General features: G+C 45.2%; 14 protein-coding genes. 4 read left to right on the forward strand and 10 right to left on the reverse strand.

The window, feature by feature from the left end; genetic code table 11:
- Position 1: 1 nt before the first annotated feature.
- The 4 genes from NST34_RS24720 to NST34_RS24735 all read right to left on the reverse strand — a co-directional run bounded on the left by NST34_RS24720 (position 2) and on the right by NST34_RS24735 (position 9943).
- A complete protein-coding gene (locus NST34_RS24720) occupies positions 2-1183 on the reverse strand; it encodes an exonuclease SbcCD subunit D (RefSeq protein WP_042190957.1) in 1182 nt (393 codons plus the stop codon).
- Between the two features lie 41 nt (positions 1184-1224).
- Positions 1225-5334: a helicase-exonuclease AddAB subunit AddA gene (gene addA, locus NST34_RS24725; protein WP_341129592.1), complete on the reverse strand. Its 4110-nt coding sequence runs from the start codon at positions 5332-5334 to the stop codon at positions 1225-1227.
- Positions 5335-5336: 2 nt separating this feature from the next.
- Positions 5337-8849 carry a helicase-exonuclease AddAB subunit AddB gene (gene addB / locus NST34_RS24730; protein ID WP_341128933.1) on the reverse strand — a complete coding sequence of 1171 codons (3513 nt, stop codon included), beginning with the start codon at positions 8847-8849 and terminating at the stop codon, positions 5337-5339.
- A 293-nt stretch (positions 8850-9142) separates the two neighbouring features.
- Entirely contained in the window at positions 9143-9943 is an 801-nt protein-coding gene (locus NST34_RS24735; protein ID WP_341128934.1) for a MerR family transcriptional regulator, read from the reverse strand.
- A 397-nt stretch (positions 9944-10340) separates the two neighbouring features.
- Here NST34_RS24735 and NST34_RS24740 point away from each other — a divergent pair, with 397 nt between their 5' ends.
- The gene (locus NST34_RS24740; protein ID WP_341128935.1) at positions 10341-11015 is read left to right on the forward strand and encodes a DUF4097 family beta strand repeat-containing protein; all 675 of its coding nucleotides are present in this window, start codon (positions 10341-10343) and stop codon (positions 11013-11015) included.
- 471 nt (positions 11016-11486) lie between these two features.
- Here the strand turns inward: NST34_RS24740 and NST34_RS24750 are convergent, their stop codons facing one another.
- Positions 11487-12911, reverse strand: a complete 1425-nt coding sequence (locus NST34_RS24750; RefSeq protein WP_341128936.1) for a class I SAM-dependent rRNA methyltransferase — start codon at positions 12909-12911, stop codon at positions 11487-11489.
- Between the two features lie 99 nt (positions 12912-13010).
- Between NST34_RS24750 and NST34_RS24755 the strand changes: the two genes are divergently transcribed.
- On the forward strand, positions 13011-13997 hold the full coding sequence (locus tag NST34_RS24755; RefSeq protein ID WP_076284792.1) for a Na/Pi cotransporter family protein: 987 nt from the start codon (positions 13011-13013) through the stop codon (positions 13995-13997).
- Between the two features lie 52 nt (positions 13998-14049).
- On the opposite strand, the gene NST34_RS24760 is transcribed toward NST34_RS24755, so the two are convergent.
- From NST34_RS24760 to NST34_RS24775, 4 genes are all read right to left on the reverse strand, one after another.
- A complete protein-coding gene (locus tag NST34_RS24760; protein ID WP_341128937.1) occupies positions 14050-14880 on the reverse strand; it encodes an energy-coupling factor transporter transmembrane component T family protein in 831 nt (276 codons plus the stop codon).
- Positions 14877-16583 (reverse strand): ABC transporter ATP-binding protein, encoded by a 1707-nt coding sequence (locus tag NST34_RS24765; protein ID WP_341128938.1) that lies wholly within the window; start codon positions 16581-16583, stop codon positions 14877-14879. The genes NST34_RS24760 and NST34_RS24765 overlap by 4 nt, the downstream gene beginning before the upstream one ends.
- Before the next feature lie 110 nt (positions 16584-16693).
- Positions 16694-17254, reverse strand: a complete 561-nt coding sequence (locus NST34_RS24770) for an ECF-type riboflavin transporter substrate-binding protein (RefSeq protein ID WP_042190972.1) — start codon at positions 17252-17254, stop codon at positions 16694-16696.
- A 158-nt stretch (positions 17255-17412) separates the two neighbouring features.
- On the reverse strand, positions 17413-19623 hold the full coding sequence (locus NST34_RS24775; RefSeq protein WP_341128939.1) for a hypothetical protein: 2211 nt from the start codon (positions 19621-19623) through the stop codon (positions 17413-17415).
- A 229-nt stretch (positions 19624-19852) separates the two neighbouring features.
- Here NST34_RS24775 and NST34_RS24780 point away from each other — a divergent pair, with 229 nt between their 5' ends.
- Positions 19853-20587 carry an AzlC family ABC transporter permease gene (locus tag NST34_RS24780; protein ID WP_341129593.1) on the forward strand — a complete coding sequence of 245 codons (735 nt, stop codon included), beginning with the start codon at positions 19853-19855 and terminating at the stop codon, positions 20585-20587.
- Positions 20578-20904, forward strand: coding sequence for an AzlD domain-containing protein (locus NST34_RS24785; RefSeq protein WP_341059756.1), 327 nt, complete (start codon positions 20578-20580; stop codon positions 20902-20904). The genes NST34_RS24780 and NST34_RS24785 overlap by 10 nt, the downstream gene beginning before the upstream one ends.
- A 709-nt stretch (positions 20905-21613) precedes the next feature.
- On the opposite strand, the gene mtaB is transcribed toward NST34_RS24785, so the two are convergent.
- Positions 21614-22957 (reverse strand): tRNA (N(6)-L-threonylcarbamoyladenosine(37)-C(2))-methylthiotransferase MtaB, encoded by a 1344-nt coding sequence (mtaB, locus tag NST34_RS24790; RefSeq protein WP_339243213.1) that lies wholly within the window; start codon positions 22955-22957, stop codon positions 21614-21616.
- Positions 22958-22959: the final 2 nt, after the last annotated feature.

Consider the following 22959-nt stretch of genomic DNA (forward strand, 5'->3'; position numbering starts at 1 on the left):
CTTAGTTCTCCTCTCCTTCCTCCGGCTGACGCCGTTCTTCTTCGGTTAGCTGTAAGAACAGCTCTATTAGCTTATCTTCCGGTTCCGCTCCACCTGTCTGACGCTGATAGAATTTACGGAACAATTCTTGCACCGGCATTCGTGAACGGGCAGTTTGTTCGAGCTCCATCTCCATTTGCGGGTAGATGGGACGAATATGAATGATCCCCTCGCGTGATTTGCGCAGGCGCTGAATATCATTCATCGACATGGCTTCACTAAGCCGAATCTCCAAATCTATAAAAGCAGAAGCATCTCTACCTTCATCCAGCCAGTTATATACCTCCTGCAATCCACCTGTGGAGCTCCATCTTACAAGCGGACGCCCACAGCGAAGATAGATTTCTTCAAAGGTTGGCTCACCACCCGGCGCAACATCAATCAGCGTCACCGATTTAGCCTGTCCTGCTTCAGAAAAACTGTATGCCAGCGGAGATCCGCTGTAACGGATCATTCCTTCCCCTTTGACACGTTGTGCGCGATGAAGATGACCTAGTGCAGTATATTGCGCTCCACAAGCCAAAGCAGAAGGATCAACGGTATACGCTCCGCCCACTTGAATTGGACGTTCCGAATCACTTTCCACACCACCAAGCACATAAATATGGCTCATCGCCAAATTTACAGTCTGCGGCGTGAATTCCCGTCCCAACAGCTGCATGAGCTTGCCTACCCGTGCGCTATAAGCCAGTCGAAGCTCCTCTTCTCCGCTATCTCCTGCAAGCAGTTCACCGAGACGCGCCTCGGAGGGATAAGGAAGAGCTGCGATTTTGGCGATCTCACCCGTGCGTGCAGCATGAACAGTCACTGGCTCTGAGGTAGGAAGCCCCACTAATGTAATCCCCTGCCTTAATACAAGCGGCGAAACTGAAGATACGCGCTCCGGTTGATCATGGTTTCCGGCGATCACAACAAGGGGCCTGCCCCCTGCAGTCAGCCTTGCGGCAGCCTCATAGAATAGTTGTTCTGAAGCCGCTGGTGGATTAACGGAATCGTACACATCTCCCGCCATCATTATCAAATCCACTTTATGAAAGTCGGCGATCTCCACCAATTCATCTATGAACTGCTCTTGCTCCTTCTGCCGGCTTCTTCCTTCCAGCGTTCGGCCGAGGTGCCAATCTCCCGTATGCAATATCCGCATCTTCGTCCTCTTTCCCCGCTCCTACGCGGTAATGAATAGATTTATAATTTCACAGCATGTCCGCCGTCAAAAAAGTACAGCCAAATCTCGCTGATCGGTTCTCCCAAAATATCATGTAATGCCTTGCTGTATAACTCTAGCTGAAAACGATATTTTTCCTTAAGCGCTTCTAACCCACCCTGATGTTCTAAAACAGAGTCCGTCTTATAGTCTAACAGAATAATCCGGTCCTCTTCGCGGAACAGGCAGTCAATTACCCCTTGGATCAGCACTCCTTCACTAAAGCCTTCATTATTATTTCCATGGCTTAGCTCTGTGACGGCTTTATTCATATAATCGAGCCCTCCATAAGCCTCGCCTGCGGGAAGCATATAACTGAACGGCATTTCTCTAAGCTTCCAAGAAGAATCTATTAATCTACGACCAAGTTCATTCGTATAAAAAGTCTCTATCTGATCGGGGGATACCGCCTCCACCTGCTCAGCAGTTAGAATAGCTAATCTCTGCAAACGGGCTAATGTTTCTACCACAACTTTAGGATCAACAGAACCCTCCAGCGGAATATGCTGCATAACCGTATGGTAGGCTGTCCCGCGCTCCGCTGGGGTTAGACTGCGCTTTTCCATAAATTTCGGACGCCGCAAATGCAGACTGTCTGCTCCTGCCACATCTGTACGTTTATTGTTTTCTGTTGAGGTGACAGGATAGCCACTTTCCTCTAAGAGATCATAAGAAGGCTGGTCCTGCATCAACAACAAAGATTTCAACTCTGTAACAGAGGTTTTGGCAGGAATACCAGAGGCAGCCGCAAACGGATAGGGCCATTCTAGTCTTCTAGCTATTTCATCGCTATTCACTGATCCATAGACACTTACAGATTCACCTTTTTGCAGCGCCTTGAGTACAGATTGACGTTCTTCTGCTTTGTCCTCTGAGTTATCCGAAGGAAGGAACGCCCCGGAATTCAGTTCGGAAGCATTCTGCACACTCATGCTCCAGTTTGAGACATCGCTGTGCAGCACTGTCGAGACGGTACCTTCAGAGCCGCCTAGCTTCCGAAGAATAGCCGCCGCCGGATGCCGGATCAATGCCGGTCCAACCCAGTCCAGATAGCTGCGTCCCCGGGCTAGTAAATGATCCGCAAGCAACAGCTCATCCCGATTCTGCACACTGCTCCAGCTAGCGATTTTGCGTGGCAAATCTCTTACGGTGCCTACTAGAATCATCTTATCTCTCGGACGAGTTAAAGCTACATATAATACCCGCATTTCCTCCGCCAACAATTCAAGTTTAGTACGACGATTAATAGCCAAATAAGGAAGCGTTGGGTAACTGACCCGTGTTTCCCGCTCCACAAAACGTGGCCCAAAGCCAAGCTCCTTGTGCATCAGGAAAGGAGAATGCAAATCCTGCCGATTAAACTGCTTCGCCATGCCCGCTATAAAAACAACAGGGAATTCCAAGCCTTTGGATTTATGGATGGTCATAATTCTGACCCCATTGCCCTCTTCACCGCCACCACCAGCTACACCAAGATCTCCGCCATTCTCACGAAGCCGTGAAATGAACACCAGAAAACGGAATAATCCACGTGCCGCAGTATCATTCTCAAATTGAACAGCCCGATCATACAAAGCCTTAAGATTGTTCTGGCGCTGTGACCCTCCAGGCAAGCCTCCAACCCATTCCAGGTAGCCGCTCTCACCATAAATACGCCAGATCAGGTCACTGAGACTGCCTTGTCTAGCCGCATCTCTCCAGCTTTCAAGCCGTTCTAGAAAATTCTTAAGCTTATGCTTCAGCTTTAGGCTGATTTTCGGTAAAGCTCCACTTCCAGATTCCACCTCATTAATGATTTCATCATTATTATCTGAGGTAACTTTCTCTTCCGCTGCACTTGCTGTTTCTATCACATGAGCCGAGAAAAGATCGTATTCTTCCTCAGTTTCCTTTCCATCTTGCATGTTCGCTGCCATTTGTACAGCATGATAGAAAGAACCATGGCTGTACATCCGAACTTTAGCCAGTTCCTCTTCAGTTAAACCAACAACAGGTGAACGAAGCACACCAGCGAGTGGAATATCCTGCTGAGGATTATCGACTATTTTTAAGAGTGAGAGTGCAATTTCTACTTCTGTAGCTTCAAAATAGCCTTTATTCAGATCCCCGTATGCAGGGATTCCCTCCATCCGAAGCTCTTCAATAATTAAAGGGGTCCATATTCTCGCCGAACGAAGCAAAATCACGATATCACCATAAATCACTGGGCGCATAATCTTAAGCCCTTTATCAAAAATCAGTAGCGGAGATCCTCCATTCAGGCCAGTCATCTGTGAAATGCGGCGAGCAATCGCCCGTGCTTCCAGTTGCGCAGTCTCACTCTCAATAGCTTCGCTTTCCTGAAGTGGAGTCTCACTATCCTCAGTCTCTTCTACTTTACCTGCTGCCGCACCGCGATCGATCAATAATAGCTCTGGTGCAAAAAAAGTATCTGGCCCCTTTTCTGCTGCACCCGGGAAATTCGCTCCATACACAAGCTCAGCACGTTCGTCATAATTAATCTCCGCCACTGTCTCGTTCATAATCTGCCGAAAAATCATATTTACGGCATTTACAACCTCCATACGACTACGGAAATTACGGGCTAGATCGATAACCGAACCGCCGGACGATTCATTAGGCTTCTCAGATAACTCGGATTCGCCTACTGTATTACTGCTCCCCCCGGTATTCTTAGAGCCAAAGCTACGGTATTTATCCAGAAACAGCCCCGGCTCTGCCAGACGAAACCGATATATACTTTGCTTCATATCTCCGACCATAAATCGGTTACCAGGTGTTTCGCGGGAGATAAGCCGCACAATCTCTTCTTGCACACTATTTGTATCCTGATATTCATCTAACAGAACCTCATCGAATTGGGCACGGTACTCCATCGCTGCATCAGAAGGCAGGGAATGGCCTGGTAGAGAATCAGGATGGCGCAAAATTTGCAGACAATAATGCTCCAAATCACTAAAGTCGACGAGACCCCGTCCTGCTTTTTCGATTCGATAACGTTCACCGAACGCTATCACCGTCTCAGCAAGCTCTGCCATAAGAGGAGCCGCCTCGTTCAGTTCTCTCAAAAAAACATCTGCAGGACGGCCAAACAATGCCTTCTGAAGATCTAAAATACTCTTCTTCACACTATCGCGCAGTTCTTTAACCATTTCCTGCAGTCCAGGATCTGTCGAATCCTTCTTACAAGCTTTCAATTTTCCAAAGTATACTTCCATGAAAATATCATATAATTCTGCCCATGGCCGTTCATTCACAGCCTCCTGCAATGCATTTACCATCTCAAGGTCAGTCGTCAAATTCTCGGCATAAGGCGCCGGACCACCCGGCTGTAGCGCGATCTCCCGGCCTTGGATAAGCTGACTGGCTGCACCCGCAAGGGTCAGCTTCGCTTCTTCAAGAATACTTAGCACCCAAGGAGTTCGACCTAAGCTATCTGTGTCTGGTAATGAGAAATCAGCTGCGGTATCACGAAGCCACTGCTCTGGCCAAGGATGGCTGCGGGCATAATCATGCAGTCGCTGTATGAGCGCATGTACCGCATCATCGCTGCGTTCACCACTGAACCAGTCAGCAAGCTGTACAAATACGCTATCCGCGCCATCTTCACCTACTTCACCGTATTTTTCTTCCAGTAGTTCTTGAAGCAGCTCCTGCCGCATCATCTCTGCTTCATGTTCGTTCAGGATACGGAAACCAGGATCTATAGGAATAATCTGATAGTAACGCCGGATCACTTCCAGACAGAAGGAGTGTAGTGTTGTAATCGAGGCTTTCCCGAGCAACGACAGCTGACGGCGTAAATGGTCATTCTCTCCATTCTCCTCAAGCTCCCGATCTAGTGCTTCCCTAATCCGCTGGCGCATCTCGGCAGCAGCAGCTTTGGTAAACGTAGCTACCAGCAATCTATCTACGCTAAAGCCATTCTCTTCCTTGCTGATTTTGCGAATAATCCGTTCTACAAGTACCGCTGTCTTACCGGAACCTGCCGCCGCGGCAACGAGGATATCATCACCGCTCTCAGCGATGGCGCGCCACTGGTCATCACTCCATATGCTTCCTACCGGTTTCGCTTCTATTTCAGACTTCATACTCACGGTGTAGTTCCTCCTTTGCGGGACAGCAGATCCCAAATAACGTCCTTCCCTGGCTTACCCAGATTGTTGTAGCCATTGCCTTCCACGGCTTCATCGAACTGGCAGACGGGTCTAAAGGAACAGAATGTGCAGGCTGTCTCTTGCCCAATCCGGTATGGCTCAATCGCCACATCACCTTCCGTAATGCGTGTCCCGATATCCGAGATCGTTCCCCGAACGGATGATAATAAGTGTCCCCATTGCTCTGGTGTAGCTACAGAAGCACTACTATAAAAACTGCCATCAGCTTTTATTGCTACAGGCACGATAGAAGAATACCCTTTCTCTAAAGTCGTATCCATCAGGGATACTACCTCGCGGTCTGCTGTAAGCAGTCCTTTCATCTTGAAGCGTTTCAGCAATTCTTGTTCTGCCTGTTCCTTGTTCATCCCGTTAGATGAGGTTAACAGTGGGTCATGTACGTGGAAATACAGTGTCCCTGCTGGAAGCGCCGGTTGCCCGAGCCATTGCTCCGAATACGTAAGCAGCACATCCAGATAGGTCAGCATCTGTAGTGATAATCCATAGTACACTTCATGCAGTTTGAGATCTTTTTGAGACGATTTATAATCAATCACTCGCAGAAGAATTCCATTCTCTCCACGGGCCATGTCTACACGGTCAATCCGTCCAACAACCTCCATCACACAGCCATTCGGCAGCGTAATTCTTAAAGGAGGCAACTCCTTATCCGGACCAAAATCCAGCTCCAGCCCTACCGGCTCAAAGCTGCCTCGGCGGGCATGCTCGCCCAGAATTACAGAAGCACGTCCAACAATATTTTTTAGCTTGCGTGAGATGTATCCGTAACGTTTAGAGCTCATCAGAATTTCTCCCTGCAGCATCGGCGATAAACGTTCTACCGTCTCACTTGCCTCACGCCGACATTCCTCTGGAGACAAGCTTCCCCAGCCGCGGCCCTCTTCTTTCAGTCTTACCGCCATATCACTTAATGCAGCATGGAACAGTTGTCCAATATCAGGTGCTTGCAGCTTATATAGCTGGCGTTCCTTCAGTCTAAGTCCGTAAGATGCAAAATGGGAGAAGGAACAAGCAACAAACTTCTCCATCCGGGACACACTGCCTCGCAGTGTCGATCCACCGTACAATCTAAGGCTTGTTCCACGTTTTAGCTTCGTTCCCACGTTACGGTAGAACAATGAACTGAGCAGACGTTTCAATTCGAGACTACGAATATCATCAGCAGCGAACCAGTTATACACATCCCACCATAATTCAGGTATCTCCGTCCCCTGGCGCCACTGGCGTAGCTGCATAATCAATGCACGAAGACTCTGTTCTGGATGACCAATGTAACCGAGGTGAATGAAATCTCTGACTTCTTCTGGTAGTCCTGCAGGGGGAAGTGCTGCCAAGCTGTGCTCATGAACCCTTGGGAACATTCTATGCAAATGACGGATTACCTCAGAGGGAAGAAGCGCCTTGCCCTCATCATCAGCAGTGGCGTAGCTAATCCAGAGCTTTCGACTTCCTGTCGTTAGCGCATTATAGATCAAAAACCGCTCGTCCAGCAGCTTACGAGAAGCACCAGGAGCAAGCTCCATACCGGCGTTCTCAAGCACAGAGCGTTCGCCTTCCGAGAGAATTCCATCCTCCTTAAACTGCGCAGGCACAACACCTTCATTAAATCCAAGCAAAAAAGCGTATTTAACTCCCGTTGGTCGAGTCCGATCCATGTTACCAACCAGTACTTGATCAAGCGCGGGAGGAACAAGTCCCATCTTAAGCTCAGCAAGTCCTGTCTCTAGGACTCCGGTGAACACATCAAATTCAAGTCTCTCGTTGCCCATCATCTCGACGATCTGATCTAGCAGATCAAGCACTGCACCCCACAGCTGACTATGTTCTCTAGCCTTCTCGGGTTGCCCCTTCTCCATAGCACCGACACTAAGTTTCTCCAGCTTTCGGGCAACATCCGTCTCATCAAGCAGCTTGTACACTGCGGTACATAGTTCAAGGCCGCTTCTACTCTTCTGTATCCGTTTCTCAAAAGCAAATAGAGGACCCGTTATACTAGCACGGCATCGCTCCATTGTAGCAAGCAGTTCTTCATCCATCTGTCTGCCGCCTTCCAGCGACAAGCTAGGAATCCCTTTCCATGAACGGCCATCCGTCCAGCGATACCCTTGAATCCCACAAGCCAGCACATAATTCTCTAAGGCGTCCATATCCTCACGCGTAATACTACCGTCCAGCGGTAGCAAAAGCTCTGTCTTTACACAGCGGAATACATCCTCGAAGCGCCAGCGTCGACGCACCACATCCAATGCGGAACGTACAAACTCTACCAATGGATGGTGCAGCTCATTTACCTTCTGATCCAGAAAAAAAGGTACTCCGTAATCTTGGAACAACGGTTTAATCAGTTGCTCGTAATCTCCAATATTACGCATCAATACGGCCATTTCACCATATTTTGCACCTTCATCTCGCGCCAGTCTGATCATTTCACGCAGTGCTCCCTCAACCTCTGCTCTGTGAGAAACTGCTGCGCCTATAGATATCGCTTCATTTGCCAGTTCATCTGCACCCATCCAGACCTTTCGGCGGTCATATCCCCTTTCGAGATGAGCAAGAACAGGACTTTCTTCAAAACGCGGAAGAACCGCTGGCTCCAGAAGCTCGTCCCACACATCAATGCCTAGCTCTTCAGCTATTCCACGCAGTTTAATGTAAGTAACCGCAGTTGGGTGAAACAATTCAAGCTCATTCAACTGATCTCCATAGGGATACGAACGATCAAGTGTAAGGGACACGGTCAGCTTCGATGCTTGCTGCATCAATTCACGAAGCACTACGAATTCCTGCGGGGTAAAGCCGTGGAACCCATCTACCCAAATCTCCGCCCCGCGAATGTAAGAGGAATCAGGAATATGCTCAGCTAGTTCCGCTAAACGATCCTCTTCGTCGATATAGAGGCGTGACATTTCCTTCTCTAAATCGCTGAATACCAGCTGTAAATCATCCAGCTTGCCTTCAAGAATAGGACTTCTTGCAATAGCGCCTCGCATTGCGGATAACTGCTCCTCTAAATCAGAGGAAGCCAAGCAGCAACGCTTCATCTCCGTATGCAGTTGATTCAACCGTTCGACAAAACCCGGTCTGTCGGCAGAGGCACCGAATAATTTCAGTTCCTCTTTACGGCGACTGATGATTTTGTAAATCAACATCTTTTTACCCTCTTCACTGATCGGCAGACTAGCGCTGCCTCCAGTTTCCTGTTTCACTCGATAGGCAAGCCGAGAAAAGCTCAGTGTCTGCGCCCGAATGCTTCCCTTCACATTCCCTACGGTCAAAAGCCCCCGTTCTGCTCCAAAGGAACCTTGTTCCGGTACAAGAATAATGATCGGCGCGCCAAAAGGCTCCTTCTCTAATGAAGAAGAAATAGACTCCCATATTTTTGTTGTCTTGCCACTACCAGAGCGGCCTAGTAAAAAGGTTACCGACATAAATGATAGACTCCTTCCGTAGCGGAGAAAATGTATATGATACAAGGTGAAATACTCACCGTTTGATAATGTTCAAATGAAAAAGTTCAGTCGTTCCTCGTCCCCTCAGTATAACATAGCTGCACATATCAGAACATGCGTTTGCTAGTATTTTCTAATGATTTACAATAAAAAAGCTACGAAGTAAACAGCAACTATTGTATTTTGGTGAGTTGCTGTTTAGTATTTCTAGTTTGTTAAGCAAGAAACGTGATTCCTTAATCAAAAAAAGCCGCTAAATTAGCGACTTTCAATCAAACATTTTTCTTTTCCTTCTTAATGAACAGTTGTATCTGATAATCCCACTGCAATATTCCAGTCACAATAATGTTATGAAGAACAAAATCTGGACACACATCGTATTCCGTCTTTGCCCTTTCAAGTAAACTTTGTAATACAGCATTCTTATTCTCTTCGGTACAAATTGCACACAGATAGTCCCCTTCTGGTAGCACAGTCAGCCCCTCTAAAGACGGATATTTCAAGCAAACAGCAAATAATCGTGTTATTCCTTCAGTCGTGAACATTCCTGCCATATCTTCAAACAGAAATTGTGAATGCAGAGACGTTTCAATTTGTTGATAGAAATGTCTGTGATAGTCCCATAAATTCTTAAGTGTGGGGCTTTCCATTTTATTCGAAAGCATAATTACCCTTTCCTCTATGTGTCTGACAAAGTAATTTTCACTTTGACTATAACCGTCGTGGAACTTATTTTCATAATGTAGATAGGCACGTTTAATTTTCGATTTTGCATAATGCAGACGAGCAATTTTATCGTCTGCTCTTTTTTCTGCTTGTTTTAGAAATGCAATTACTTTAGAGAGATCATTCTGCTGCAAAATATCTTTAATATCCATTAAAGTAAGATCCATTGCTTTGAGCAGTTCAATGGTTTGCAGCTTTACGAGCTCCTGCTCGGAATAGTATCGATATCCCGACAATTCATCTTTATGGCATGGCTTGACTAATCCAATACGATCATAGTGCCGTAAGGTCTCAGTGGTCATCTCTACGATCTCTGCTGCTTGCTTAATTGTAAAATAGTTGTTCATATCTACCCTCTTGACCTTTTTGTAACACAAAAGTTTATGATGATTAAAACATATGCGACTGATAAACGCAACGAAATACAAAATGAATTTATTACCAGAGAGGAAGGCAAATATGAAGAACTAAATCATGTATCAAAGGATTATCAAACATGTATTGCTGTCTATGCAGTCATATTGGTATGGTTGGCTGACAGATCCTACTTTAGTGACTATCATTTTGTGTATTTATTCCAATCCAACCCTTGCAACATATTTGGGTAGACTTTTTCAAGATCATTATGTTCAACTCTAATGCTTTGTTGCATATCGGAACTTGTCTGCATAGCAGCTTAAGATTGGCATTCGTAGGACTGGCTATATTTAAAAGAAAAATGATTTAACAAAGGAGCATTTTATAATGAAAAGTACTGCAAAAAAATTACTAACTACTATAGGCATATTGGTGACACTATTGATATCATTAGCAGGATGTTCCTCCGACTCCACTTCCATGGAGGAAAAAAATTACATCATACCTGCCCAAAAGATTGATACCTTAACAATTGATGTAAAGGACAAAAAAATAAATATCCTCAAATCTAAAGATGAACAAATTCATATTGTTTACTATGAAAGTGAGAAAGATTTTTACAAGATTGATCTATCTGACGATAAAGAACTGTCAATGGTAAGTGACAGTAATAAGGAATGGAACGACTATATCGGAGGAAAAGGCTCGCAAGTAACCAGAACTATTCAGGTATCGATACCTGATGCAACTTTAAAAAATTTGACTTTAAAAACATCAAATGAAAGTATTGTATTACCAACAATCGTGTTTTTAGGGACAGTGGAAGTAAACATAAATAACGGAAATATCCAACTGGACAAATTGAATGTAGGGACGGCTATAACCCTTGAAACAAAAAACGGAAATATTAGCGGTTCAATTCTAGGGTCATATGATGATTTCGCGATCTTAAGCAAGGTAAAGAAAGGAGATAGCAATTTGCCTGCCAATAAAGAGAATGGTTCGAAAAAATTATCTGCTTATACAAATAACGGCGATATTACCTTACAATTTTCTGAGTAGCCAGTAGTTAAATATTGGATCGTATGAAGTCAGATACAATATTGAAAGGGATAACCCCTGTTTCACTTTTGAAACTTCTGGTCCTACCTCTTCGACTATTCCACCGGCCTATAACCGATAAAATATCCGTCTTGTAATGGAAAATCACCTTGATAAAGTTGTTGATCCGACCCGTAAATCGATTATCTGATGATGTACCCGAGGCCCAAAATTAAGCTTGATCGTGACTTCCATCAAAATAAAGTATAAGCCGCATTACAGCGGCTTATACTTTCTGGATTACATTCGGACTCAGGAGTCGCTATTCATGAATTTCGTGCTGTTTTGGCAACTTTTTGGACTGAGCGGACATACCTTGTTAATCCCGAATCCTACTCTTCTTAGAACATAGCAAAAAATCCGTAAAAAGGGGCCTCGATCGAAGACTCCTTTTACGGATTAAAATCCATTACCTATATATGAACAGCCAGCTTATTTCTTACTCCGCACTTCAAAAATCGCAAACTTCAGATAATGTCCTTCGTTAACGCCTAGAATCTGCGGATGGTCTTTGCCTGCTGCACGCCATTCCACAAGTCTCAATACTTTACCTGCATCTTTAGCTGCGTCGGCAATTGTCTCAAGGAATAGATCCGGCTGCATGTGGTAAGAACAACTTGCAGTAACCAAATATCCGCCTTCGTTCACCAGCTTCATGCCGTGTAGATTAATATCCTTGTAACCACGGCAAGCACCTGCTACTGCACTTTTAGTTTTCGCAAACGCTGGAGGGTCTAGGATAACTACATCCCAAGTTTTACCTCCACCTGCTGTCATCGGCTTGGAGGTATCCGTTTTGGTTGTTTTGCCTCCGGATTTAGCATTTGTGGACGCTACTGTTGTTTCCGTTCCGCTTGCAATCGTCGCCCGCTCCGAACGTTCCTCCAGACCTTTTACCTGATTGCGCAGGTAAGCAAAAGCATCATCCACTACAAATTCCACTCGATCACTAAAGCCATTCAGCTCCACATTGACCTTGGCACTCTCTATGGCATGAGCGGAAACGTCAAGACAGGTTACTTTTTTCGCACCATACTTGCAAGCATGCAGAGTGAAGCTGCCTGTGTGTGAGAAGCATTCCAGCACTGTAGCACCATCCCAATAAGGGAAGGTTACGTGTTTACCACTCTTGTTTACCGGCAAAGTTTGTAACGAGCCATCTTCTGCTTCGATTTCTTGCAGCGTAATGCCACTTCGTCCACCCCAGCCCTTCATGAGTGGGGCAATGGATGCTCTATTCTCACGCTGATCAAAGAAGTAGCCTGTCTTTTGGCCCTCTTCGATATCTACTACCAGCTTAAGGCCATTCTCACTTACGGTAACATGACGTGGGCATTCCCCGTACAGCACACCTGTAGTCTGCTCCATCCCTTCCAGTTCGCGCACGCTAACATCACTGCGTTCATAAATACCACGCGGTGCCATAACCTGTACAAGTGCTTCAACAATCTCTGTACGGCGCTTGTCCATTCCGAGTGTAAGGAGTTGTACAACTAGAATATCCCCGAACCGATCCACAATAAGCCCTGGCAAAAAGTCCGCCTCACCATAAACCAAACGATATGCATCTGCCCCAGGGAGGAAACGTTCTCTATGTTGCAGACAATTCGTAAACCGTTCTACGAAAAAAGCTGTATCCATGATCGCCAGTGGTCCCTGCGATACAATTCTCACCCGAATCTGCGATGCTGGATTGTAATATCCTACAGCCAGAAACCGACCTTGATGGTTAAGGACATCAACTAATCCCCCAGCCTCTGGGTTTCCTTCTACTGATGCAACTTCACCTGCGTAGACCCATGGATGGCCCTGTTCCAGTCTTTTTTTACGATTGCGTTCTAAAATAACCGATGCCAATGACTTCAACTCCCTGTTTTTCTAAAAATGATTTTATACATGTCCTACTTGTTACTTTCATATATTGGTGTACAACCCTCGTCCAAAGGAGTATGCCCTATGTTCCGTGAACTGCTTTTCCCTATCATATATGGTCTTATTATCTTTCTGGCTGGCATGAAGCTTATGGAAACAGCCTTGTCCAAGCTCGCAGGCCCTCTGATGACTAGAAGCCTTAATAAGGCTACCTCTACACCAATCAAAGGAATGATTGCCAGTAGCTTGCTGTCGGCCCTGCTTCAGAGCAGCACGGCTGTAACCGTGCTAACGATCGGTATGGTGAATGCCGGCCTGCTCACCTATGCTCGTACACTAGGCATTATCTTAGGTAGCAACATCGGCACTACTTTGACCACAGAACTGATCGGACTTCAGATCAATTCCATGGCCTCCCCATTGCTGGCTGCCTCGCTGAGTCTGTGGGCAGCTGCGGTTATAGCAGGCGAGTTACCACATACGTCACGGGCGGTAGCACTGTGCCGGAAAATATCAGAGCCGCTGCAATTCATCAGCCTGGCTGTATCAGGATTCGCCCTAGTCTTATGGGGAATCGCAGTCATGCAATCCATCGGCGGAACTCTTCAAGAGAGTGGCCTATTCCTCTGGTTCCTGAATCATGCCGCCACAAGTGCCCTATGGGGACTCGCTGCAGGTGCCTGCTTAACTGCCCTGTTACATAGCAGCGCAGCAGTTATAGCCATGGCCATGGGAATTGCCGCCTCGGGTGCCATGCCGCCAGAGCTCGGCATAGCCATCGTGCTCGGTGCTAATGTCGGTACCTGCGTCACGGCAGTCATTGCTTCCATCGGCGGCTCATCTTCCGGCGTCTTCGTCGCTTGGTCGCATGTTGCGCTCAATGTAGGCGGTGCGCTACTGTTCCTACCTCTTATTGGGCCCCTACAAGCAACTGCTGCATGGATTGGCGGAGGAGCCGCCTCACAAATCGCCCATGCACAGACTATTTTCAATGTAGTATGCTCGCTAATCGCACTGCCATTATGTTACCTGCCTGTATGGTCAAGACTGGAGAAACGTCTTCAATCGTAACAATATACTGTAACGCCTGATCCCAAACTTTCCACAACTGTACTATTATACTTCAATCGAAAATATTATAAAACCGCGATCCATCGTAAAAAGTGATTACCGTCGAAGATATTGCGATCAGAGCGAATAAGATTAAAGCAATATAGTCATTTCTTGAGAACGGACGACTGCTGTACCAAGTCCGTTTTCTATTAGTTCCGAAGCCACGTAACTCCATAGCCGTACTAATATTCTCAATTCGCTCAATGCTAGTCAGAATCAAGGGCATTAGAATCGAAATGATATTTTTAAGCCGCTTAGGCAGCTTTTCTTTTCGAGAGATGTCTATTCCCCGTGCCTGAGCAGAGAACGATATATTCTCATAATCTCTTTGGATATCCGGAATGTACCGCAGCGCAAGCGATACAGAATATGCAATTTTATAATTCACACCAATCCGGTTTAAAGACGCTGCGAACTCACTAGGATTTGTCGTTAGAAGTAACAACAGTGCCATGGGAATGACTACTGCATACTTAAGGGCAATATTTAATTGATAGAATAGCTGCTCATATGTAACGGTATACCGACCTACAAGATGAACAATATCATGACGTGAACCGTAAACCTTTACACCTTCCAAAGGAGAAAAAATAAAGATAGCTATATGATTAAGCACAAAGAAGATCAGGATAAAATATAGTACGAAAGCATAATCCTGAAATTGAACTTTAGAGACTCTAAAGGCAATCAAACTAAATAATAGCATCACTATTAAACATCTTGTATCATATGTAATCATCCCTGTCACAGACCACACTATAAATAAAATCAGCTTAGTAGCGCCTGTAAGACGGTGAATAGGTGAATCTTGCTTCGTAAAAGTTAACATTGTGGCCTTCATCCGCCCCGGCTCCTCCTGTCGTATGCAATAAATCTTCTTACGAACTCTTCTGGCTGATCCAATTGGACCTTCATAGCCAATGTAAATAGTGAGGTCTCTTTCAAATTAGCATTCTTCACTACTTCTATATTGGTTAATACTCGCTCAGGGCTATCATCAGCAAGCTTAACACCATCAGACAACACTACAGCTCTATCGGCATACTCCAGCATAAGATGCATATCATGCGTAATCATAATGACCGTCATTCCCTGTTCCCGAAGCGTCAAAAGAAATTCCATCATTTCGTTGTAGTGCCTATAATCCTGTGCTGCAGTCGGCTCATCTAATATGATCACTTCCGGCTCCAGGACCATAATAGAAGCAATAGTCACACGTTTCTTCTGACCGTAGCTGAGCGCAGAGATGGGCCAGCTACGAAAAGCGTATAGACCGCATATTTTCAAAACATGATGCACTCGCTCACGAATAATCTCCTCGGACACCCCTCGTAATTTAAGGCCTAGCGCAACCTCATCATATAAAAGCGTCTTAGAAATCATATGATTAGGATTCTGCATCACGAAACCGATCCGCTCTGCCCGCTCCTTAATCGTATCCTTGGCAATATCCCTTCCGTTCATCAATATCGAACCGGAAGTGGGCTTATAAAAGCCACAGATAAGCTTAGATACCGTGGATTTCCCAGCACCATTTCTCCCAGCTATACAGACCATCTCTCCTTTATGAATAAGAAGGTTAAGTTTATGAAGTACTGGTCTGCTCTTCTCATAACCGAATGAAACATCATGTAACTCAAGGATAGGTAGACTCTCACGTTTATCCTGTTGCGAATTATTGTTATCATACCAGTACTCAAGCTTGCTGGAGCAAGAGTCCAGCCGAATTTCATCTATATGCTGTGGATTCATATCTGATGCAATCGTACATCCTGCATACTTTAAAGCCGTTAAATAGAGAGGTTCCCGAATGCCTACTTCTGAAAGTAAGCGAGTGCTTAATAGCTCAGCGGCTGGCATATCCGCCGCAATGCGTCCGTCATGGATCACAATAATGCGGTCCACCGCACGGTGAAGTACTTCCTCGAGCCTGTGCTCGATAATAATAACCGTTTTACCGGTCTCTTTTTGCACTCGGTCAATAAGCTCAATCGCTTTTGTGCCGGTATATGGATCTAAGTTTGCCAAAGGCTCATCAAACAACAGGATGTCCACATCACCAACTAGAACACCAGCTAAGGTTGTTTTCTGCTTCTGACCACCTGACAATTCCTGAGGTGACGCTCCCAAATATTCGTGGATATCCACGGCTGTTGCCGCAGCCACTACCTTTTCTATCATTTCGGCCTGTTGAACCGCGTGATTCTCCAGACTGAAGGCGATATCCTCACCAACCGTTAATCCAACAAATTGTCCATCCGGGTCTTGTAGTACAGTCCCGACCTGATCCGACAATGCCGCAATACTAAGTTCTTTCTGCTCCAGACCCATAATTCGCAAAGACCCAGACATTTCACCTTTATAGGCAAAAGGGATGAGTCCGTTTATACAATGAGCCAGTGTACTTTTTCCAGAACCAGAGGGTCCCACAATAAGTACCTTCTCCCCTTCGGCAATCGTTAAGTTGATATCTGTGAGTGTAGGCTCCTGCTGTGCTCGATATTGAAAACTAAAATCCTTAAATTCAATCACTGCTTTTTTCATCCTTGACCTTCCTCTTAGCTTCGTTTGAAGAATTTCACTTCCATTATATGTTTTACAGCCATAAAAAAGCCGGTGATCTCCACCGGCTTTTGGTTTGGATTATATGCTACTCAGGCTTCTCTGGTCAAGCTGCCTTGCTTCGTTCTTGTCTTTGCATATGCAATTGCGAGTAGTGAGCCAATCACTGCTACAGTGACTATATTGGATGCTCCGGCGATAAGTCCTTGTGTGAATACTTTATTCGCTGGTTCTGCATAGATTAGAATATCCAGTACAGGTGCTACTAAGAACCAGGCGATTGCGTTTGCTACAATCTGGGCCAGATTAAAACGAATCAGTTCCTTTCGTCCGAACTCCCCGTCATGAATCCCAATTCTAGCCACAAGCAGACCAACAACGAGCCCAACAATTCCAGAAGCGATCACCCAACTGAACCAAGGGGAACCATAAAAAATCGCATCCTTCAGTGTATGTCCGATCAGGCCAATGAGTAATCCGGCAAACGGACCGTACAACAGTGCGAACAATGCCAGTAAAGCGTATGTAGTCTCAATGTTAGTGTTTGGAATTCCGGATGGAATCGAACCGAACCTGCCCAAAATAACGAATAAAGCAGAACCGATACCAATCGCAACAATCGTCTTAATCGATAACACCTTTTGTTTTGCCATATTTTCATCTCCCCCAACGCTTCTCTTTTATTTTATGTAATTATACATCGGAATAGTCGGAATTAATATAGATTAAAATAAAAAAATCTGCAAAGCAACATTAATGTTGGCTTTGCAGACCCAGACCACTTATAGAGTTATTATATGATTTGCTTTATCTATTTCACAGTAACGGTTACCGTCACTGTCTTGGTGCCAATCTTTCCTTTAATGGATGCCGTTCCTTTGCTCACAGCTACAATCTGGCCGCTAGCAGATACTCTAGCTACAGAAGGCTTAGAGCTAGTCCACGCCGCACTTCCAGTAACAATAGCGGTCTTCCCCGTATCATACTGCGCAATCACAACTGCATTCTGAACAGCTCCCGGAGCCATCTTCAGTCTATTCTCGTTGACAGTCAACTTCATTAGCTTAGGAACTACATTAATTTTGACACTAGCAGCGAGCCCTTGGTAAGAACCTGATAACGTCGCAGTTCCTTCTGTTATGGCTTTAACAGATGTACTTTTAACCGTAGCAACTGCTTCATTCGAGGACTCCCAATTCATACTGCTGGAGATATTCCCCGTCTTACCATTAGAGTAGTAAGCCGTTACCTTTATGGATTTAGAACCTTTAATATTCAATTCAATCGCATTCGGTTCTACAACAATTTTAGTAACCTTTTGTTCAATAGTAACCGGGATACTAATAGTCTTATTAGCGTAGGTTCCCTTTAAAGTGGCAGAACCCTTCACCAGTCCTTTGATTACCTTGCCGGAAGAGGTTGTCTTGATAATTGCATTCGTACCGGTAATCTCCCATTCCATAGTACTTGTAGCATCGAGTTCATTCCCATTTTCCATCACAGCTTTGACTTTAGGAACAGCCTTCTCTTCACCAGTAACAATCACAACGTTTTCCTCTGGTCCGAGCAAAATATGAACCTTATCTTTAACTGTAACACTCACTACAACACTTTTTTCCCGGATAGCCGCTTTGGAGGAGGTAGGATTCTCTGATTTTATTTTGCCGACAATATTAACAGTACCAGCCTTTTCAGCAACGAGCTTGCCATCCTTGATGGTGGCGATCTCATCGTTGGCAGAAGTCCACTCGATTTCTTGACTGAGATCCAGCTTCGTTCCATCTAGCTTGGTTCCGTTGACCTTTGGCAAACTAACGGAATCCTCTGTGTACATGTCCAGTTCCTTTTTATCAGCTTCCAACTCAGTAATCGTAGGATATACCGTCAACTTAAAGCTTTTATTAATCCCTCTGTACTCTGCTTTAATAACCGATGTTCCCACTGCTTTTGCGGTGATCGCTGCAGCATCAGTACCCGCAGTAACCGTCGCCGCGAGCTGGTTGTCCGAACTCCATACTGCACTACTGGATACATTCGGAGTGGAATTCGCAGCATCTCTAACTTCTGCTTTAACGTTCAAGCTCTCACCCATAAACAAGAATTGATCGCCTGATGGAGTAAGCAATAACGCCTCGTAAGGAGCACGTACATATACATCCACAGTTTGTGTAATCCCCAGATAAGATACTGTAATTACAGCTTTTCCTGCGGACAGTACTTTGATTTCTCCCTTGTCTACAGTAGCGACACTTGTATTAGAAGAAGACCATTCCGCTTTCTCTGAAATATCATTTGCGGTCGTCTTTGTAGTCTCTTTGGTAAACGCAGCTACTTTCACCGGATTATCGCCAACGAGCATTTCAATTTCCTTAATTACGATGCCCTTATCATTTTTAAGCTCAATTTCAGAATAAGGCAATTTGACTACAGCTTTAAAGGTTGCTGTTAGATCCTTGTATTTGGCAGTAATGGTTGAGGTACCTTCACCCGCCAGTGTGATTTTACCTTCTGCAATCGTCAACACGCTTGTATTGGAGCTGCTCCAAGTGGTATCAGCCGTTACATCCTTGGCAGAAGTCGCTGTTTCGCCACCAATCGCATTGGCTTTGACCAACAGTTTATCCTCTTCGTCACCCAATTTGTAGTTCCCTTCGGAGCTATATTCGAGCTTCAATTCTTTGATCGGATGTGATACCTCTACTTCTATAGTAGCGAGTGCATGATTATAAGTAGCTGTAATAATAGCCTTTCCGCTATCTATCGGAGTCAATAAGCCATTTACTACTTTTACAGCGTTAGTGTTAGAAGAATTCCATACCACTGCACCAGTCACATCTCTTTTGGAGGAGGACCCTTCCACATTCGCATATACCTTCAGTTGCTTTGGCGTTTGTCCAACCGTAAGCTGCACTTTGGCTGAGCTTTCAAACTCAATCGAGTTGATATCGCCGGCAGCTGCAAAGACACTTACCGGAAAAACCGCAGTAGCTAACAATATCATGATGAGGAGCATTTTCGTCATTTTCCTGTACACAGTCATTTGTTCTCTCCCTTAGGTTATAATGTCGTTTGGTGGTTTATCCCCACACTCTTTTACTTATATCGACAATTGTACACCAAGTGTTTACCCTATAACTCCATAAAGCCAAATTCAGGACTTTCAGACTAGATAATCAGGTGATAGGTTGATCAATATATTAGGAAGTAATATGCTAGCTACTACATTCTTTTTTTGAACCAAGGGGGCTATGATGAGTATAGAGAACTTTCAACTAGAGACAATCCCTACTCCAAAAGAGGAGGATAGCTTCCTTAAAGGGGTAAAAGATTGCATTCCTACACTACTCGGTTATTTGAGCATTGGACTTGCAGCAGGTGTTGTTCAAAAGACCGCCGGGCTGAGCATTGCTGAGATTGCCTTGATCAGTCTGATGCTTTATGCCGGTTCAGCACAGTTTATAGTTGCTGGAATGATAGCTGTAAGCAGCTCGCCTGTTGCTATTATCGTTACGATATTTATCGTGAATCTTCGTCATATTTTGCTTAGTGCAGCTCTTTCACCTTATTTCCGGCATCTTACCCCACTGAGAAACATGCTGGTTGGAACCCTGCTGACAGATGAGACCTTTGGAGTTGCTATTAATCAAACAGTGAATAAGCAACAAATCAGTGAAAAATGGATGCATGGCCTTAATCTCACTGCCTATTTAAATTGGTTTATTGCGAATATAGCGGGAGCTTTTTTGGCACAGTGGATTTCTGATCCAGATCAATTCGGTCTACAGTTTGCTTTACCTGCCATGTTCATTGGCATCCTTGTTATTTCCATGATTGATCGTAATAAAATAAAACTTGATTTAGTTGTCGCAATCCTAGCAGTAATCATCGCTGTAGCTAGCTCCTTCGTATTCTCCGGTAGTGTGGGTGTCATTATTGCAACGGTCATTGCGTCAACAGTAGGGATGGTGCTTGAAAAATGGAAGTGAGATGGGATGTATTTTTGATTATTCTAGGGGCGGCTTTGGTAACCTTCATTCCAAGGGTGGTTCCATTAATGATTCTAAGCCGATTCGAATTGCCTGAATGGGGAATGCGCTGGTTAAATTATGTTCCTATCTCTGTTATGGCGGCACTAATAGGTCAGGAGATCCTCTTAAATGATGGAAAATTCTCACCTATAGCTAATAACGTTGAGCTTTTTGCGGCAATCCCTACTTTTTGGATCGCTATAAAGACCCGGAGTTTGCTGGGAACTGTACTGGTTGGGATTGTTTCGATCATGATCCTGCGGATGTTTTTTTGATCATTCAGGGGACCCCAAAAGCAATGAGTTACCGTGGTTGCTGCTCCCCCCGTCTCTTATCTGACCACTTCTTGGCGCTACTCGTAAGAATTCGTTATCAGGAATAGCTGCATTATTTCTGCGTAACGATCAGGATTCATCATGCCTGTTTCGTCCATAAAAGAGTTAAAAAGATGACATAGTACAAGTCATTTATAGTGATTGTAAGCGAGAGCTTCTCTTTCAGGCGCTCCCCACCACCTTCTCAGCGATATCTGGGGGATTTATACCCCTCTTTCTCACCTTTCGCGCCTTCCGGGCGATATCTGGGGGATTTATACCCCTCTTTCTCACGTTTCACACCTTTCGGGCGATATCTGGGGGATTTATACCCCTCTTTTTCACCTTTCGCGCCTTCTGAGCGATACGGGCGCAGTTTTGGGCTTCTTTACAAAATCACTGCTAATATATGTACCACTTTTCCAAGAATATTGTCCCTGGAGTCCGAAAGTATGCTCAAATGGCTAAAAAGTATGCTGGTATCTCCATAGAAAACCGCAAGATTAGGAGAGAGCTATGCCTCTCCCATGTAGCAGCCACGTCTCAGCCATCCGGCAGCTATTCCTCTGCTATGCGGTTGCATTTCTCAGCTAACGCCAAACACACAAAGGAGCAATTCTCCATTAACGGAGAATTGCTCCTTTACTGTCTTTTAAATAACGTCTATTCCTTAACGAACAGCCAGCTTAAGACCGCTCTGACTAACCCCGACCAATTCCCCTCGGCATTCGTTCACACCAGCTTCGGTGATCTTCACCTCACAAAGTTCTCCTTGAAGTGAATCCTCTCCATCAAAGAAGACCTGCAAATAGTTGTCGCTGAATCCATGCTGGATATTGCGGCCCGGAGCTCCTTTAGCGGATCTTTCCGGAATCACACTTAGCGTCTGTCCTACAAACTTACGGGCATATGCTAATTGCATTTCTTCGGATAGATCAATCAGCTCCTGCACGCGTACATTTTTGATCTCCTCATCGATCTGATTCTCCATCCGCGCTGCAGGAGTACCTGTCCGCTTGGAATACGGGAATACATGCATCTCCGAGTAATTTACAGCCTTCATGAAATCGTAACCGGCACGGAACATCTCATCAGTCTCACCCGGGAATCCAACGATAACGTCAGTGGTAATCCCGACATCTGGCATTGCCTGGCGGATCAATTGCATTTTGGCGTAATACTCTTCTGTCGTATATTTACGGCGCATCGCTTTCAGCACATCATTATGACCGGCTTGTAACGGAATATGCAGATGACGGCACATTTTGGAGGAACGGTTCAGCACCTCAAGCAGCTTCTCATCAATCTGACTAGCTTCGATAGAACTGATACGCACCCGTTCCAGACCATCTACCTTATCTAGATCCCACAGTAAATCGGAAAGACGGTAATTATCAAGATCATCACCGTAACCTCCGGTATGAATACCCGTTAGTACAAACTCCTTATACCCTGCTTCTACCAATTGATGCGCTTGAGCTACGATGCTTTTTGGATCACGGCTGCGAGAAAGTCCACGCGACCATGGAATGATGCAGAAGGTGCAGAAGTTGTTACAACCATCCTGAATCTTCATAAAAGCACGCGTCCGATCCGCAAAGCCCGGCACATCCATCTCTTCGAACTCACGTGTCTTCATAATATTACGCACAGCATTGACCGGCTGACGTGAGGCTTCAATATTCTTCACATGTGTCATGATCTGATCGCGGTCCTGGTTACCGATGACAAGGTCAACTCCAGGAATATCTAGAATCTCCCCAGGAGAGGTTTGTGCGTAGCAGCCTGTTACGGCTACGATGGCCTCTGGATTACGGCGCACGGCACGTCGGATCATTTGACGGCTTTTTTTGTCACCTGTGTTAGTTACTGTACAAGTATTAATCAGATATACATCGGCGGGACCCTCGAAATCAACCTGCTCGTAACCTTCATTTTTAAATAGCTGCCAAATGGCTTCGGTATCATAGAAATTCACTTTACAACCTAAAGTATAAAACGCTACGGATGGCATCT

This window comes from Paenibacillus sp. FSL H7-0714 (genome assembly GCF_038003765.1).
Taxonomy (GTDB): domain Bacteria; phylum Bacillota; class Bacilli; order Paenibacillales; family Paenibacillaceae; genus Paenibacillus_AQ.

Excerpts from the sequence above, each read along its gene's own strand:
- mtaB (WP_339243213.1), bottom strand. The coding sequence starts at position 22,957 with ATGCCATCCGTAGCGTTTTATACTTTAGGTTGTAAAGTGAATTTCTAT.
- NST34_RS24785 (WP_341059756.1), top strand. The coding sequence starts at position 20,578 with ATGGAAGTGAGATGGGATGTATTTTTGATTATTCTAGGGGCGGCTTTG.
- NST34_RS24740 (WP_341128935.1), top strand. The coding sequence starts at position 10,341 with ATGAAAAGTACTGCAAAAAAATTACTAACTACTATAGGCATATTGGTG.
- NST34_RS24755 (WP_076284792.1), top strand. The coding sequence starts at position 13,011 with ATGTTCCGTGAACTGCTTTTCCCTATCATATATGGTCTTATTATCTTT.
- NST34_RS24780 (WP_341129593.1), top strand. The coding sequence starts at position 19,853 with ATGAGTATAGAGAACTTTCAACTAGAGACAATCCCTACTCCAAAAGAG.
- NST34_RS24770 (WP_042190972.1), bottom strand. The coding sequence starts at position 17,254 with ATGGCAAAACAAAAGGTGTTATCGATTAAGACGATTGTTGCGATTGGT.
- NST34_RS24765 (WP_341128938.1), bottom strand. The coding sequence starts at position 16,583 with ATGAAAAAAGCAGTGATTGAATTTAAGGATTTTAGTTTTCAATATCGA.
- NST34_RS24735 (WP_341128934.1), bottom strand. The coding sequence starts at position 9,943 with ATGAACAACTATTTTACAATTAAGCAAGCAGCAGAGATCGTAGAGATG.
- NST34_RS24720 (WP_042190957.1), bottom strand. The coding sequence starts at position 1,183 with ATGCGGATATTGCATACGGGAGATTGGCACCTCGGCCGAACGCTGGAA.
- NST34_RS24775 (WP_341128939.1), bottom strand. The coding sequence starts at position 19,623 with ATGACGAAAATGCTCCTCATCATGATATTGTTAGCTACTGCGGTTTTT.
- addA (WP_341129592.1), bottom strand. The coding sequence starts at position 5,334 with ATGAAGTCTGAAATAGAAGCGAAACCGGTAGGAAGCATATGGAGTGAT.
- NST34_RS24760 (WP_341128937.1), bottom strand. The coding sequence starts at position 14,880 with ATGAAGGCCACAATGTTAACTTTTACGAAGCAAGATTCACCTATTCAC.
- addB (WP_341128933.1), bottom strand. The coding sequence starts at position 8,849 with ATGTCGGTAACCTTTTTACTAGGCCGCTCTGGTAGTGGCAAGACAACA.